The 18,196-nt window shown below is 36.4% G+C and carries 8 protein-coding genes; 7 read left to right on the top strand and 1 reads right to left on the bottom strand.

Translation table 11 applies throughout. The features are described from left to right. Positions 1-353: 353 nt before the first annotated feature. Together ACIEHO_RS15105 and ACIEHO_RS15100 are read left to right on the top strand one after the other, a co-directional pair. A complete protein-coding gene (locus tag ACIEHO_RS15105) occupies positions 354-3,644 on the top strand; it encodes a SusC/RagA family TonB-linked outer membrane protein (RefSeq protein ID WP_406973233.1) in 3,291 nt (1,096 codons plus the stop codon). An 11-nt stretch (positions 3,645-3,655) separates the two neighbouring features. Then, complete coding sequence (locus tag ACIEHO_RS15100; protein ID WP_406973231.1) at positions 3,656-5,773, top strand: RagB/SusD family nutrient uptake outer membrane protein; 2,118 nt, start codon at positions 3,656-3,658, stop codon at positions 5,771-5,773. Between the two features lie 75 nt (positions 5,774-5,848). Here ACIEHO_RS15100 and ACIEHO_RS15095 read toward each other — a convergent pair whose 3' ends face one another. Beyond that, complete coding sequence (locus tag ACIEHO_RS15095; protein ID WP_406973229.1) at positions 5,849-6,538, bottom strand: NUDIX hydrolase; 690 nt, start codon at positions 6,536-6,538, stop codon at positions 5,849-5,851. A gap of 177 nt (positions 6,539-6,715) precedes the next feature. Between ACIEHO_RS15095 and ACIEHO_RS15090 the strand changes: the two genes are divergently transcribed. The 5 genes from ACIEHO_RS15090 to ACIEHO_RS15070 all read left to right on the top strand — a co-directional run bounded on the left by ACIEHO_RS15090 (position 6,716) and on the right by ACIEHO_RS15070 (position 18,184). Next, a complete protein-coding gene (locus tag ACIEHO_RS15090) occupies positions 6,716-9,796 on the top strand; it encodes a SusC/RagA family TonB-linked outer membrane protein (RefSeq protein ID WP_406973227.1) in 3,081 nt (1,026 codons plus the stop codon). A 12-nt stretch (positions 9,797-9,808) separates the two neighbouring features. Continuing rightward, positions 9,809-11,362 carry a RagB/SusD family nutrient uptake outer membrane protein gene (locus tag ACIEHO_RS15085; protein WP_406973225.1) on the top strand — a complete coding sequence of 518 codons (1,554 nt, stop codon included), beginning with the start codon at positions 9,809-9,811 and terminating at the stop codon, positions 11,360-11,362. Positions 11,363-11,403: 41 nt separating this feature from the next. Next, on the top strand, positions 11,404-14,904 hold the full coding sequence (locus ACIEHO_RS15080) for a VCBS repeat-containing protein (RefSeq protein ID WP_406973223.1): 3,501 nt from the start codon (positions 11,404-11,406) through the stop codon (positions 14,902-14,904). 110 nt (positions 14,905-15,014) lie between these two features. Beyond that, a complete protein-coding gene (locus tag ACIEHO_RS15075; RefSeq protein ID WP_406973221.1) occupies positions 15,015-16,394 on the top strand; it encodes a vanadium-dependent haloperoxidase in 1,380 nt (459 codons plus the stop codon). 239 nt (positions 16,395-16,633) lie between these two features. Next, entirely contained in the window at positions 16,634-18,184 is a 1,551-nt protein-coding gene (locus ACIEHO_RS15070) for an alpha-N-arabinofuranosidase (protein ID WP_406973219.1), read from the top strand. Positions 18,185-18,196 lie beyond the last annotated feature (12 nt).

The following is an 18,196-nucleotide window of genomic DNA, read 5'->3' as shown; positions in this document are numbered from 1 at the left end:
AGACTTAAAAAATAACAGGCAAAATTAAATTTCTGATAATACAATAAAACCCTTATTAATATTTTGTTAAGGTTTTATTTTTTTTTATTATTGTAATCGATTGCAAACTGATTGTATTCGAAATAAATCGATACCCACAAAAGGATTTATATGATTTTAAATGTTTTACGCTAAATATGGAAGGAATATATGGGACGTAATTACTGCATAAAAAATCTTCTTAAAAAGAAATTCCAAACAAAAATTTTAACATTACATACTAACTCTTATAAAACTTTATGCCTATGATTAATTAAAAAAACTCAAATTAAAATCAGTAAAAACTCAAAAACAGACAAACTAAACAAATAAGTATGAAAACAAAAAAGAATTTTAAACACTGCTTTTTTCTATTGGTAGTGCTTTTATGCTTGCCAATATACGCCCAGGCCCAAGTAAACGTGTCGGGTACGGTGCAAGATGAAGCTGGTGTGCCTCTTCCAGGGGTTTCGATTATTATTAAAAACAGTTCTACTGGAACAACTACAGATTTTGACGGGAATTATTCTATTAAAACCGCATCAACCGATATTTTGGTTTTTAACTATTTAGGCTACAAGAAACAAGAGGTTTCCGTTAACGGAAGGTCTTCTATCAATGTTACCATGGTAGAGGAAGCTGGTGTTTTAGATGAAGTTGTAGTTATTGGTTATGGTAGTACAACAAGAAGAGATCTTACCGGTGCTGTTGCCTCGGTAACAGGTGAAAAACTAGCTGCAGTGCCGGTACCTGATGTTGGTCAGGCATTACAGGGTAAATTACCTGGTGTACGCGTGATAACTCAAGATGGTCGTCCTGGAGCAGAAATAGCGATAAGAGTAAGAGGAGGTGGGTCTATATCACAAAGTAATGATCCCTTATTTATAGTAGATGGCTTTCCGGTTGCATCGATAAATAACATTCCTAGTAACCAAATTAAAAGTATTGATGTTTTAAAAGATGCTTCTGCCGCTGCAATTTATGGTGCACGAGGAGCAAATGGTGTTGTAATCATTACCACCAAAAATGGTGTTTCGGGTAAACCTAAAGTAACTTATGACGGATTTACACAATTTAGTGTAATTCCTGATTATATACCGGTAATGAATGGATATGATTATATAGCTTTCAACTGGGCTTATGCCGATGCCATTGGTTCACAATATACCGACGCCTGGGAAAAGCTTTGGTTAATAGGTGGGCAAAATGGAAGTAATTCACAAGGTATTGATTATTATAGAAACGTGTCAAGTAGAGACTATACAAAAGAGTTGTATAACAGTGCATTTACTCACAACCATAGTATAAATCTATCTGGTGGTGATGATAACACGAAGTATCTTTTGGCGGTAAACCATATCGATCAAGAGGGTAACAAAGTGGGATCGTCTTATAAAAGATCCAATGTTCAATTAAGATTAGATCAAGATTTAAGTGATAAATTAAAGTTCTCCCTGAATACCAGATATGCTCAAATTTCAGTTGGTGATAACGGAGGGAACTCTCAAGGATATTGGTTCCGTCCAATTGATAGTGCTGATGTACTTGGTGATTCAGACGTAACAAGTAATACCCAATTAGGTGATTATAATGGTATACTTCAGGATGAATTTAGCCCAATTGCTCAATTAAATAGTAGCCAATTAGATAATGTTAATCGTTCTTTAGTTGCAAATACTTCGCTTAGTTGGGAAATCATAGATGGTCTTACGGCTAAAACAAACTTTAGCTTGAGTAACAATTGGAGGGTTAGTAAAGAATGGAACGGTGGTATAGCAAATACAATCACAGAACCTGATGGAACAATAGTCGTTGGTAATGCTTCTATTCAGCATGCTCAAGGTTGGAATTACCGTTGGTTTAATACCTTAAACTATGAAGTGCAAGGCTTAGGAGAAGATCATAAACTTAGTGTAATGGCTGGTATGGAAGTAGCAGAATCTGGTTCTGAGTCTACCAATGTTTATGGCCAAAAATTCCCAGAGGCTTATGATGCAGAACGCGCTTGGGCGAATATGGATCAATTTTTGACCAAAGAGGGTGAAGTAAATTTTGACTTAGGGTCAAACATAGGGCAACCGTTCAATCAAGAATCTTACTTTGGACAACTTAACTATGCTTTCAAAGATAAGTATTTGCTTACAGGTACATTTCGTGCTGATGGATCTTCTAGATTTGCATCTGCTAATCAATGGGGTTATTTCCCTGCAGGAGCCCTGGCGTGGAGAGCTTCTGAAGAAGATTTCTTAAAAGATGTAAGTTGGTTAGATGACTTAAAAGTAAGGGTTTCTTACGGTTCCGTAGGTAATGATGATATAGGAAACGAGAAATTTAAGCAAAGTTGGTTTCCTGGAACAACCAGATATTCAATTAACGAAGTAAGACAAGCCCGATATAATCCAGCAGCGGAAATTGCCAACCCAGATATTAAATGGGAGACTACAATTACCAGAAACTTAGGTATTGATTATACGCTGTTTGGAGGTAGGCTAAATGGTGCCGTTGAGGTCTATAAAAACACTGTAGAAGACCTTATTTTTAGATTTCCTGTTTCTGGGCTAACAGGTTTTGAAGCGACTTATGCCAATGTTGGGTCAACCAGTAATAAGGGGGTTGAAATCTCATTTTCTGGTGATATTATAAGAACTGAAGATTTTAATTTATCAGGTAGCTTTAATATCAACTTTAATAAAAACAATGTTGACCAGGTAGTTGATGCAGTTAGTGGACCTTATTCATCGGCTTGGGCTGGTGTGCGTTTACAGCCTTCCCAAGATTATTCCCTTGAAGTAGGAGAGCCTGTTGGTTTAATGAGAGGTTTTGTTTATGAAGGATGGTATACTACAGATGATTTTGATTATGATGCTGGTACCCAAACCTATACATTAAAAGCTGGCGTTCCAGATTTAGATAGTGGTATTCTTGGTCCTTTATATGGTACCGTAAGTAACAAACCAGGGGATCAAGTAGCTTATCCGGGTGTTCAAAAATTGCGTGACTCTAACGGTGATGGTATCATTAATTTTGATGATGTTGGAATTATTGGTGATCCCAACCCTGTTCATACTGGTGGTTTTTCACTAAATGGAAACTATAAAAACTTCGACTTCGGATTAGATTTTACTTGGAGTTATGGCAATGATATTTATAATGCAACACACCTTGAGGCTTATTTAGGTAACAAGGAGTCAGGCCTTTTTAGAAATAGAATTCAAGAGCTTGCAGGTCATTATAAAATTCACGATATTGTAAATGGTCAATTGACAAGAGTAGTAGAACCTGCGGCATTAGATGCCTTGAATGCCAATGCGAGTACATACTTGCCTTATGGAGAGTATGCCGCCATGTCATCTTTTGCTATAGAAGATGGCTCATACCTTAGGTTAAATACGGCAACTTTAGGGTATACATTGCCTCAAGGTATAGTGGATAAATTTGGAATAAACAGGTTCCGCGTATATAGTTCTATTTTTAATGTATTCACATTAACAGACTATAGTGGTTTTGACCCGGAGGTTAACGTAAATGAAAAACAAAATTCTACGAGTTATCCTACGCCAGGATGGGATTATGGAGCATATCCACGTTCACGTTCATTTACGTTTGGTGTTAATATTGAATTTTAAAAAAAAATATTATGAAAAAAGTAATTTATTTAATGCTTACGGTATTTGTTTTGGCAAATACGTCATGTAAGAAAGATTTTTTAGACACTGAGAATCCTTCTAGTGTTGATGAAGATTTCGTGTTTGCATCACCAAGTGAAGCGTTTAAGGTGTTGGCCGGAATGTACGATGTTTGGCATGATTTAGACAGGTTAATGTATTATGAAACTGAAGTAGTAGGGTCTGATGAAGGGCGTCACCCAGAAAATTATAGTTCGCAAGGGCGTCACATCCCAGAAGGTTTGTTTGCTACAGAATATACTATTAACGCAGAAAATGTTAGTGAGTGGAATGAATCATATCTGATAATTAACCGAGTTAACCTAATGTTAGATGCTTTAGAAGGTAAGCAAGAATATCAGTCTGCAGTTGCTAAAGGTGAAACTAATGCTTGGACACAATTATATGGTGAGGCATTAGCTTTCCGTGGTACATGTTACAAGTTATTGGTTCGCTACTTTGGTGATGTACCTTACTTTGATTATCCAATTAGATCAACATCACAAACTGATACATTAGGTTTAACTTCTAGAGATGTTGTTTATGAAAAAGAAATTGCTGCCCTTCAAGAAGCTGTTCCGTTAATGTACAGGTTAGGTGAAGGTGGTTTAACAGCAGAACGTTTTTCTGGTACGTATGTTGATGCCCTTATAGGCCGATTGGCTTTTGATGCTGCTGGTTATCAGTTACGCCGAACAGACGTTGATTATGGAAATGTAACCTTAGATCAAAAAGGTATTGAAAATTCAACTTGGCAGGCCGTATATGCAAGACGTGCAGATTGGATGGATTTTATGGAAATCGCTAAAGAATATTACTTAAAAGTAGTTAACAACCCAGGTTCGGCAATGTTGATTGAGACAGATGATCGGGGAGCAGGTTTTAATAATCCTTTTCAAAGAAACTTCCAATACTTAATGGATTTGGAGGTGAGTCCAGAGTCTATTTTTGAGGCAGGTTACACTAGAGGTCAAAACTCAGATTTTCCTTATTCGTTCGGTCGCCCTTCTGGTGGTGGTGGTAGAAATGCTTATCCATGTAAAAATTATGGGCAAAGCCGTGTGTATGTAAGTTTTTATTATGGTGATTTTATGCCAAGCGATAAACGTCGCGATGTAACAGCTTGCGTTACAGCAAATTCGGGTGCCGCATCAGAGGTATTAATTAACTTTCAACCTGGTAGCCGTGAAAAGGGAGGACTAGCTAATAATAAATTGGACGAATCGCGTTTTGAAAGTCCATACACTACACGCCAACGTCAATCAGGTTGTAACTGGCAACAGTTAAGAATGGCTGATGTAATGTTAGATTTAGCTTACGCTTCTGCCGCAACAGGTGATGAAGCTACTGCTAAAACATATTTAACTAAAGTTCGTAGTCGTGCGTTTTCGGCAGCAGATCAGGCAACTCATGTTACAGGTTATGTTAATGGGCTTTCAGGTCAGGCATTGCTTGATGGGATAGCTCAAGAACGTAAATTAGAGCTAGCTGCAGAAGGTAAAACACGTTGGGATATGACGCTTTACGGAACTATGCCTGAGCGAATTGTTAAACTTCGAGACAGACAAATAGAAATGGTTGAAGGCTTAAAAGCGAATGGATATTATACATTTGCGGAAACTGGAGTAACCATATCTAACTGGGTGTGGACCAAGTATGTTAATATCAAAGAGGATGTAGATCCTTCTTTAAACTTATTGACTACTCAAACACCAGATGGAATTACTACCGCAGACCCAACATATCCGGTGTTAGTGCCAGGATGGAGAGGTACTAGTGATTTGTGGACGGATTATATTGCTACGCTTAGCAGTGATAAAGTTAATTTGGCCATTAGAGGTTTATACGAATATATAGACCCAGATGGTGCAGTTGCTGCTGCTTTAGAAGCTGATGGTTACGAAAAGCAACCTTGGGGACAAGGAATTATCGATAACGAGAGTCAATATACTTCAGATATTTTTAAAGGCTATCCAGATTCTTACTATGCAGAAGGGCAACCACCTCGATATGCTAGAGCTATTCCTTTTGAAACAATTGCTTCTTCAAATGGAAATATTACGCAAGGATACGGTCACGCATCTGAGTAGTAAAAAATAGAAATTAATATAACTAAAACAGCCCGCAATTTGCGGGCTGTTTTTTTTAATTCAATATTTAAAACACTAAAGCTTCAAATAAAAATTATTATCGTGTTTTTCGTTGTACTTATCTTGGTCAAACATGTGAAGAAAAGAGCCTTTGGTAGAAGAGGTCATATCTTTTTCATCCAACTTAATTAAAATATCCATAGACCGTATCTTGTTAACAAAGTTCCTTTTATCTAGCTTTTTATCCAATATGGCTTCATAGAGTTTTTGTAATTGCCGCATGGTGAATTTTTCGGGTAATAACTCAAACCCAATGGGGTTTATGGAAGTTCTTCTTCTTAGCCTTTTTATGGCCTTGTCTAACATAGCATCATGGTCAAAAATAAGGCTAGGCACTTTTGAAAGGCTAAACCATTTCGCGTTGTGGCCTTCGACCAATTTTTCATTTTGGTTTTCAATATTTACAATAGCATAGTACGATGTAGAAATGGTACGCTCAACCGGGTCTCTATCAATGTCACTAAAGGAGTATAGCTGCTCCATATAAATATCGCGCATACCGGTTAACCTGTAAAGAATTCTGGCAGCAGCATCATCTAAGGTTTCCGATTGTTTTAAAAACCCACCCATTAAAGACCATTTGCCTTTTTCAGGTTCAAAATCTCTTTGAATGAGGAGTACTTTTAAATCGTCATCATCAAATCCAAAAATGATACAGTCTACAGCAAGAAAAACTTTATCTTCAGGAATGTAACCTTTATACATGAGTAATTGGTTTTGAGCGAATATACAGTATGTATATGTTTAATATTTGTTCAAATATACAGAATAAGTGTTAATTATACATTTATTTAAAAAAAAAATTTGCGTATGTTAATTTTTTGTTATTATTTTACAAATGTGTAAATTACACTTATAAAATTAACTAAAAACTAAATTAGTATGATTACAACTAAACTACTATTTTTTAGTCGCAAATGCGATTGGCTGTACAATAAATGGCTAATGGCGTTTGTGATTATGATGGCTTGTGCAAATTTTGGTTTTGCGCAGCAAACAATTTCAGGAACGGTTACTTCCGAAAACGAGGGCATTCCTTTACCTGGTGTAAACGTATTGCTTCTTGGTTCATCTCAAGGGGTGGTAACAGATTTCAACGGTAATTATTCCATTAGTGCATCAGCTGGTGATGTATTGGAGTTCTCTTATCTAGGTTACCTAACTCAAGATATTACTGTGGGAAGTTCAACAACAATTGATGTTGCTTTAAAAGAAGATTTAACGTCGCTAGATGAGGTTGTTGTTGTTGGGTACGGTACTCAGAAAAAATCGGATTTAACAGGAGCTGTTAGTCTTGTGGACACCGAGGAAATGACAAAGCAAGCAACTAATGATGTGGCCCAAATGATGCAAGGGCGTGTTGCCGGTGTATCAATTACCACTGACGGTCAACCAGGGGCAAGTCCTAATATTCGTATTAGAGGTGTCGCTACATTTGGACAAGGTGCTAGTGCTGAGCCCTTATTTGTTGTAGACGGTTTTACCATTACTGGTGGAATACGTGATATTAATCCTAACGATATTGAGTCAATTCAAGTATTGAAAGATGCCACCGCTGGTGCTATTTATGGTAACAGAGCTGCAAATGGGGTAGTTATCATAACTACAAAGAGTGGTAAAAAAGGCAAAAAGTTTGCTATAGAACTTAATTCGTATTATGGTATCCAAAATATTACGCAAAAGTTACCCGTTTTGGATAGAGCAGGTTACCAAATGATTAACGCTGAGTTATTGACCAACGCTGGACAACCGATTGTGCCAGGTAATGATCCTAACTCACCTCTTTTTGTTAATGATGTTGATACTGATTGGCAAGATGCAGGTTATAAAGATGGTTACATTCAAAACCATAATATAAACTTTTCTGGAGGAACAGAGAAAACCAACTATTTTGTTTCTTTAGATTATTTAGATAACGAAGGAACTTTAGTAGGTTCTGGTCCAGACTATAAGCGTTACTCAATGAGGGTAAATTCAGATACGCAATTGGGTAGGTTTAATTTTGGTGAAAATTTATATTTGGTACATTCTGATGAGAATCCATTGTTTTTCACAACAACAATTAGTCTTCCTGGTGGGCGTCCATCATTGGTAAACGACTTGTTACAAGCCGCGCCAACTATCCCAGTTTACGATCCTAATCGTGTTGGTGGTTTTGGAGGGGCCGATTCTACAATCCACCAGTCTATTACGTTAAACGTACCTGGTATTAATACCTTAATTGAAAACGAAACCAAAGTAACTAGAGTTTTAGCGAACTTCTACGCTGGTTATGAGTTGGTTGATGGCCTAACTTTAAAAACAAGTTTACAATACGATAACTCAAGTATTCAAGATCAATTGTTTGTGCCTCAGTACGATTTGGGGTATTTCTTCCCTAATCCAACAGCACAATTACAAGTTGGTAATAGAAACGCAAGCTCTTTCTTAATTGAAAATACGATAAATTGGGAGAAGGTATTTGGTAAACATGATTTAAAAGTTTTAGTAGGGCAAACCTATCAAAAGAATACTTTTAGAGAGGTAAGAGTTACAGGTGCAGGGTTGGAAGAGCCTTACATTAAAAGTTTAGGAAATGCCACAGATTTTAGTGTAACAGATTTCTTAGGTCCAAATTCTTTAAGCTCTTTATTGGGTAGAATAAACTATAGCTTTGATGATAAATATTTGTTAACAGCTAATATTAGACGTGATGGTTCTTCTAAATTCAGAAAAGAATTGCGTTTTGAGTATTTTCCTTCTGTTGGTTTAGGGTGGAAGTTGCACAACGAATTTGAACTTCCAGATTTTATTAATGAATTAAAGTTAAGAGGTGGTATTGGAGAAGTAGGTAACCAAGAAATTGGAGATTTTAGATATCAAGGTACCGTGAATAGAGGGATTCCTTATAGTTTTGCCTATGGTGGACGTGCAATTGGAGCTGCAGTTTCTCAAGTGGTTAATAAGGATATTAAATGGGAAACTCGTGTAACCAGAAGTATTGGTATAGATGCTTCTTTTTGGAATGGAGGCTTAGATTTTACAGCTGAATACTATTCCAATACATCTAATGATGTACTTACTTCTGTAAATATTCCGTTTGTAGTTGGTTCATTACCAGCTAATATATTTACCAATGCTGGTTCTTTAGAGAATTCAGGTATTGAGCTATCAGCAGTGATAAGAAAACAATTTGGAGATTTCAATTTAGAAATAGCTCCTAATTTCTATACAGTGAAGAATGAAGTAATAGAGATTGGAGGACAAACAGGAATAATCAATGGGGTAGGTTCTAGAACTGAAGTTGGAAGATCTTTAGGTGAACACTACGGATGGATTTACGATGGCATTTTCCAATCAGCCCAGGAGGTTGCCGATGCGCCTTTCCAAACACCTGGAACAGCAGCGGGAGATATCAAGTTTAAAGATCTTAATGGAGATGACGTTATTAATGATGATGACCGTGATTACTTAGGCAGTGGTTTGCCCACTTATTATTATGGTCTTAACATTACGGCCAACTACAAAAATTTCGATTTTACCATATTTGGTCAAGGTAGTGGCGGTAATTTAATTAACAGTAACTTATACCGTGGGTTAATGCCTACGTCTGGTTATACGAACTGGCATGAGGATATTTTAAACCGTTGGACACCAACCAATACGAATACCGATGTGCCACGAGTAGTGTTCTTAGATCCTAATAACAATGGTAGAAATTCAAACAGACCAGGATGGTTGCAAAAAGGGGATTACTTTAGGATTAATACCATTTCTTTAGGGTATTCTTTGCCAGATGACATTATATCTAAGCTACATTTATCAAAAGCTAGATTTTATGTAACTTTACAAAACGTGGCTGTAATTTCTAAATACAAAGGATATAATCCAGATTTCCAGGCAGGTATATTAGAACCTGGATTTGATTTTGGTACATTCCCGAGACCAATGACCTCAATGTTAGGTGTGCAATTAAAATTTTAAATGTTACGAAAAATGAAAAAATACAGAATAAAAATAGTTTTACTAGCGGTTACTGCAGCCTTATTTTATGGGTGTGAAAAGGAACTGGAAATAGTAGACCCAAACCGATTGGCTGCTGAAGCCTATTATACCAATCAAGATCAAGCTATAGCTTCAGTTGATGCTATATATAATGCGTTGATAATTGATGGTTTGTACAACAGAATGACACCTGCTATTAATGATAGTAGAAGTGATGAAACTCAATCGAGAAGTCCTTGGCCTTTTCTATCTCAAACAGCTAATTTTACGGTGCCAGCTACCGATGGTGCTGTGGGATGGTGTTACGAGGGTTATTATGTGTTAATTAATCGTGCTAATCAAGCTTTGGAAAATGTGCCTAATGTAGAAGAGGTAGAGTCTGGGTTAAGAGACCGTTTATTGGGACAGGCTTATTTCTTAAGAGCTTTTGCATATTTTAATGTAACCAATCTTTTTGATAATGTGCCATTGTTACTTTCGGTACCTAAGTCAGGAGAAGAGTTTTATCCATCTAATGAAGGCATTACCCAGACAGATATCTATGCACAGGTTGAGGCCGATTTAAATGAAGCGATAGCTAAACTTCCTGTTAATTACAATAGTGTTAGTGGACCTGATACAGGACAAGTTGGAAGAATTACAAAAGGTGCTGCGCAATCATTAATGGGTAAATTGAAGTTGTATCAAGGATTGCATAGCGAAGCACTGCCTTATTTCAAAGCTGTTGTAGATTCGCAAGAATATGATTTATCAGATAATTATGGTGGTTTGTTTTCTCAGGATCCAAGCATAGAAGCGGCCAACCCAGGAAGAATATTTTGGGTAGAGTTTACCCAAAGTCAAAATTCAGATTTTAACTGGGGTGGTGATCCAAACGTAAACTGGAGACAGTTTAGTGCCTTGGCTCCAACTTATTCAGGTGCGGATTTCTATGATTATTTCCCAACTCAGTATTTGGTTGATGCATTATCAATGGAAAGAACGGTTGATGATAAAATTGATCCACGCTTTCCAGCTACTATTTTATCGTATCAACCAGATGAAGGTTTAACTCAAGCCTACGGAAGAGATTATTTCTTAGATCCAAACTTGTACTATATTGCCAAATATACGTTGGCAAACGAAGGTGGTGATCCATTTACATGTGGTATCAATTATCATGTTATACGTTTTGCAGATGTTCTGTTAATGTATGCAGAATGTTTAGCTAACACAGGTAATGTTCCGTTAGCGGCTGCTCAAGTGCAACGTGTAAGAGATAGAGCAAATCTTCCAGATAGAGAAACCGAATTTGCAGGTTATTCTGTAAGTCAATTTATGAATCAATTGGCGCACGAAAGAACTACAGAGCTTGCCATTGAAGGTTCAAGATATCAGGATATTAAGCGTTGGGGTTGGTTAGATGACTCAACTAAATTAGATGAGTTAAAATCTCACGATCCAGAGTTCAATACCTTCGTGCCTAATCGTAAATACCAACCTATCGTTCAAGAAGAGTTAGATCGTAACCCGAATATGGTTGGTAACAAAGCAAACGAAGGATAATATAAATAGAGTTTGAGTTAGTTTTTTAAATAGATTGATGCTTGAAAGTTAAAAACAATATTATTGTTTTATTGGTCGTTATTTTTATGACCGGTTGCGCCAAGGAAAATGCCGAGAATAATAAATTATTTGAGCGTATTAGCGCTGATTTTTCAGGCATCAATTTTGAAAATAAAATTACTACAAACGATTCAGTTAATATTTTAAACTATGAGTATCTCTATAATGGAGGAGGAGTTGGTATAGGAGATTTTAATAGAGATGGCTTGCCCGATGTCGTTTTTTCTGGAAGTTTAGTAAAGAGTAGAATTTATATAAACAAAGGTAATTTAGAGTTTGATGATATAACAGAAAGCTCTGGTATAGATACCGAAGGAAAATGGTGTACGGGTGTTAATGTCATAGACATCAACCAAGATGGGTTTGATGATATATATTTAAGTGTTGGTGGAATGGGGAACAAAAGTATGTTCCCCAATCTACTTTATATAAACAATGGAGATTCTACATTTACAGAATCAGCAGCAGCATATGGGTTGGCCGATCAAGGAGAATCCATACAATCTATTTTTTTTGATTATGATCTAGATGGTGATCTGGACATGTATCTTCTAACTGGGGGCGGGTTTGAAAAATCTGCTATTAGAATTAGGCCCATTTTAAAAGATGGACAAGGTCGCAATACAGACCGCCTTTACAGAAATGATTTTAATAAAGAATTAGGGCATCCAAAATATACTGATGTCTCGGCCGAAGCTGGTATATCCATTGAGGGATTTGGTTTGGGAGTTTCAGTATTTGATGCCAATAATGATAAATGGCCAGATATTTATGTGTCTAATGATTACCTCTCTCGCGATTTTTTATACATAAATAAAAAAGATGGTACGTTTCAGGAAGATGCCTCAAATTACTTTGGTCACACGAGCCACTTTTCTATGGGTAATGATGTGGCCGATATTAATAATGATGGTTTGTTGGATGTTATAACCGTTGACATGCTTCCAGAAAATGTGAGAAGAAGAAAACTTATGTCTGGTGCACACTCTCACGACATATTTCAAATTGCTTTAAAATTTGGTTATGGGCACCAACACATGCGAAACATGTTGCAACGCAATAACGGCAATGGAACATTTAGTGAAATTGGCCAGTTATCTGGTGTTGATAAAACCGATTGGAGTTGGGCACCTTTAATGGCCGATTTTGATAATGATGGTTTAAACGATATTTATATAACAAATGGTTTTGGTAAGGATATTACCGATATGGATTTTGTTAAGTTCAGACAAAGCAAAGCTTCGGCATTTAAAGATGTTGATGAGCTAAAAAAATCTGTAATAGACTGCCTATATACCAGACCTACTATAAAAGTGCCTAACTACGCATATAAGAATAACGGAGATTCAAGCTTTGAAAAAGTAACCAACGATTGGGGTTTTAACGAGGAATCAATATCTAATGGAGCAGCTTATGCAGATTTGGATGCCGATGGAGATCTTGATTTGATAGTTAATAATATCAATCAGCAGGCCTTTATTTACAATAATACGCTCCGTGAAAAGGATACCATAAATTCTAATTATGTAAAAGTTAACCTTCAAGGTGATTCAAAAAACAAAAAAGGGATTGGAGCGAAGGTGTTGGTTTATAGCGCTTCGAATCAAAAAATAAGATATAATCAACCGGTTAGGGGGTTTCAAAGTACGGTAGAAACGACGCTTCATTTTGGACTAAAGAATCTGGACAAAATTGATAGTTTAAAAGTGGAATGGCCAGATGGAAAGGTTAATACCCTTTTTGATTTAAGTACTAATCAACTGGTTACCGTAGCATATAATGATGCGGCTCAACAAGACATGTCAATGACTTCTGGAGAGCTGATGTATTTTGAAGCAGATTCAACTTTTCAGCACACGCATCAGGACAAAAGTTATAACGATTTTGCCTCGCAATCATTACTCATGCAAAAATATTCAAATCAAGGGCCTGGGATGGCTGTGGGTGATCTTAATGGTGATGGTTTAGAAGATATTTTTATTGGTGGATCTTACGGTTATAACTCAACCATTCATTATCAAGAAAAAAATGGAAGATTTAAAAAAGTTGAGTTAGACGATACCAAGTTGTATGAAGATGAAGGTGCTTTAATTTTTGACGCCAATGGCGATGGGCTCAATGATTTGTATGTTGCAAGTGGAGGTTCAGAACGCTTTGCAGAACACGATGCTTATCAAGATCGAATTTATTACAACAATAAAGGAACGCTGCATCAAGGTGAATTACCTGAAATGCTCACGAGTACTTCGGCAGTTTCTGGTGGGGATTTTGATAATGATGGCGATATAGATTTATTTGTAGGAGGCCGCCTAATTCCAGGTAAATACCCAACAGCACCAAAGAGTTATATTTTAGAAAACAATTCAGGTAAATTTGAGATAGCTACCAATAAGGTTTGTCCAATTTTAAACGAAATAGGTATGGTAACTTCTGCTATATGGACTGATTTTGATAATGATGCTAATCTAGATTTAGTAGTTGTGGGAGAGTTTATGCCAATTACTTTATTAAAAGGAGATGGCAAACAACTCACCAATATCACTGAAAATTCAAATTTAAATAAGAGCTCTGGGCTTTGGAACAGCATACAATCTGGAGATTTTGATAACGATGGTGATATTGATTTTGTAGCAGGAAACCTGGGGTTAAATTCAAATTTAAAAGTTATAGATAACCATCCAATTAGGTTGGATTATGCCGATTTTGATGATAATGGAGCAGTAGATCCTATATTTTCAAAGTTCGAGGAGGGACAATATTATCCATTGGCATCGCTAGATCAATTGATTCAGCAATTACCTAAGATAAAAAAGAAGTTTCTTTACTATAATAATTTTGCTAAGTCCTCAACAGAAGATATTTTAGAAATGTTCAGTTTAGATGAATACAAAACGCTTGAGGCATACGAATTACGTACTGTATTTATTGAGAACTTGGGTAGTGGTAAGTTTAAAATGAGCCCACTTCCTTTAGAAAGTCAGATAGCTCCAATTAATGGTTTATTAGCTGAAGATCTTGACCATGATGGTTATTTGGATCTTTTGATGGTGGGTAATAATTATGCTACTGAAGTTGGGGCAGGAAGGTATGATGCATCTGTTGGTCTTATTTTGAGGAATAAAGGCGATGGAACTTTTAAAGTAATCAATAATAACGATTCTGGTTTTTTAGTTATTGGAGATTCAAAAAGCATTGTAAAAGTAAATACTCCTGAAAACTCTTTGGTTTTAGTGGGCAAGAATGATGGTGCCGTTGTAACTAATGCAATTAAACAGAGGGGTAAAACATTTGTAAAACCCAATTCAGATGAAGCTTTTGCTGAAATCAATTTTAAAGAGGGTTCAAAAAGAAGACATGAATTTACACGGGGTGGTGGATATTTATCACAATCTTCCAACATTATAGAGGTCGTGGAATCAATAAAATCCGTAGCGTTTTATAGTGTTTCTGGTCAACAAACCCGTAAGCTAAGTTTCGATTGATTTTAAGGTGAATACTACGGTAATAAAGGGTCTTAGATGTTACTATTCAAAGTAATTCATAAATTTGTGAAAAGCTAAACCGGCAGGAATTCAAATATTAAAAATTAAACATGTTAGATTTTAAACAGGTATCAATAAAATATGTAGTCCTAAAACGAGCTTTCTTGTTAGTAACCATGTCGTGGCTATTGATATCAATTTCAGGATGCGAAGAAGATACTCGCTATAAGAATGATTTGAATAATCCAGAATTGTTTCGAATGGCAATGAAAAAATTAACGGATGTCATTGTTTATGATATTTTTTCGCCACCAGTGGCATCTCGGGTTTACATGTATCCCAGTTTAGCTTCATACGCAATAATTCAAAAAAAGTATCCTGAAAAATACAATAGCTTAGTTGGGCAGGTAACAGATTTTAAAGATATACCTGAACCTTCCAATAAAAATATCGATTTAAATTTGGCTTCACTACAGGCATTTTTTAGGGTTGGGAAAGCACTTGTTTTTTCAGAGGACAAATTAACTGAGTTTCAAGAAAGTTGTTACGATAGTTTAAGCCGAGCTGGACTGCCTGAAAAAGTATTGGAAGCTTCAATGGACTACGGAGATAAAGTGGCCGATCATATTCTAAAGTGGGCAGACACCGATTTTTACAAACAAACCCGTACATATCCGCAGTATATAATTCGAGAAGAACCGCAGTATTGGAAGCCTACTCCGCCGGCTTACATGCAGGGCATAGAACCACATTGGAATAAAATTAGAACTTTGGTGTTACAAGCACCCAACCAATTTGTGGTTAAGCCACCTTTTGAGTTTGATTTAACCGATGGTAGCCCTTTTAAAAAGCAATTAATGGAGGTTTATGAAGTGGGCGGGAAGGATAACTGCAAAGGAGCCGATATTGCAAAATTCTGGGATTGTAACCCATATGTAGCACATCATCAGGGGCATACCATGTTTGCTACAAAAAAAATTACACCAGGAGGACATTGGGTGGGGATAACATCTATTGCCACCAAAATTAAGGGGTCAACCTTTGATGAAACGGTTAATGCCTTTACTAATGTATCGGTGGCATTATTCGACGGTTTTATTAGCTGTTGGGATCAAAAATGGAATACGCTTGTAGTGCGCCCAGAAACCGTAATTAATAAATCGATAGATGAAGATTGGGAGCCTTTTTTGCAAACACCTCCTTTTCCTGAGTACACGAGTGGACATTCGGTTATTTCTGGGTCGGCCGCAGTAGTTTTAACGCAACTGTTTGGCGATAATTTTGGTTTTGAAGATACCACAGAAACGGAGTATGGTTTACCGGCTAGAACATTTACGTCGTTCATTCAGGCTTCAGAAGAGGCAGCCCTTTCTAGGCTTTATGGGGGCATTCATTATAATATGGCCATTACCGAAGGTTTAACCCAGGGTAAGTTGATAGGTCATTATATTGCAGATAACCTGAAAACTTTAAAAGTTTCGGCTTATTAAAACGCTTTTTTATAAAACTTCACACGAGTATTAGCAATTAGTTAAAAGTTAGGGGCTTTAATTGTTAATCTTATTAGTAAACCGTTTTTTTATGGTTATATTAATAAAATTAACATTAGTATTTTTGGAAGTCTCAATTCTTTTTAATTAATTTGTAAGTGTATAAATTACACTTATAGGTTTTTATTCAGGATCTTTAACAATTATATAAATTAAATAATACAAATAAGTTTACGGCTATGTTTAAAACTAAATTAGTTTTTTTGAATTTTATTGCAATCTTTTTTATTGCAGCTTCAAGTGTTTATTCACAGAACACTACAATTATAAAAGTTAGTGAAGATGAATCTGCACCAATAATTAGCAAACATATTTATGGCCATTTTACGGAGCATTTGGGTAGGTGTATTTATGATGGTATTTATGTGGGGGAGGATAGCAATATTCCTAATACTAATGGTATGAGAAACGATATCATAGAAGCATTAAAAGGCTTAAAAACGCCTAATTTACGCTGGCCAGGAGGCTGCTTTGCTGATGAATACCACTGGAAAGATGGTATAGGACCGAAGGAGGAAAGACCCAATATACTTAATACACATTGGGGTAAGGTAGAAGAAGATAATGGCTTCGGTACTCATGAATTTTTACAATTGTGTGAGTTGTTGGGAACAGAGCCGTATTTAGCAGGAAACGTTGGAAGTGGAACCGTTGAAGAGCTTAATGATTGGGTTGAGTACTGCAATTATGATGGTAATACGGCTATGGCAAATTTAAGAAAAAGTAATGGTAGGGAAGAGCCTTGGCGCGTTAAATATTGGGGTATTGGTAACGAAAGCTGGGGATGTGGTGGAAATATGACTCCAGAATTTTTCGCAAACTTATATAGACAATATGCAACATATGCTAGGGATTATCCTGGCACACCAATCAAAAGAATAGCGTCAGGAGCTGATGCCGATAATTATCACTGGACTGAAGTTATGATGAGGGATGTGCCACATAGAATGATGTGGGGGCTTTCAGTTCACTATTACACTCGTACTGGATGGCCACCTACAGGTTCAGCCACGAAGTTTGATGAATCTGATTATTTCCTTTTCATGAAGCATTGTCTTCATATGAACGAGATTTTGGACAAGCATATTGCTATTATGGATAAATATGATCCTAAAAAGAGAGTGGCTTTAGTTGTTGATGAGTGGGGAAGCTGGTATGAGGTTGAAGAGGGTACTAACCCAGGTTTTGCTTATCAACAAAATACCATGAGAGATGCCATGATAGCTGGTGTAACATTAAATATATTTAATAGTAGAGTAGATAGAATTAAAATGGCAAATCTGGCACAAGCAGTCAATGTTTTGCAGGCGACAATTTTAACCGAAGGTGAAAAAATGTTGTTAACGCCAACATACCACGTAATGAAAATGTACGCGGCACATCAAGATGCACAGCTTTTACCCCTTTCTTTTGAATCTCCAGAATATACGTTCAACGGAGAATCGCTTTCGGCTATATCGGCTTCAGCTTCAAAAAAGGACGGTAAGGTTAATATTTCTCTAGTAAATATTGATTCAGAAAAAGAAAATGAGGTTGAACTTGACTTAGGTGATTTGGGATTAAAGGAATTTACAGGGACTATTTTGGCGTCAGACAAGATTCAAGACCATAATACTTTTGATAACCCTGATAAAATTAAAACCACCGAATTTAAAAAATTCAAGTTTAAAAAAGGAAAATTGACGGTAACAATTCCAGCGTTTTCTGTAATTATGATGGAAGGAAAATAAAAATTTATAAGC

It is taken from the genome of Flavisericum labens (assembly GCF_045446075.1).
GTDB lineage: Bacteria > Bacteroidota > Bacteroidia > Flavobacteriales > Flavobacteriaceae > Flavisericum > Flavisericum labens.
This window is presented reverse-complemented; position numbering and strand designations above follow the sequence as displayed.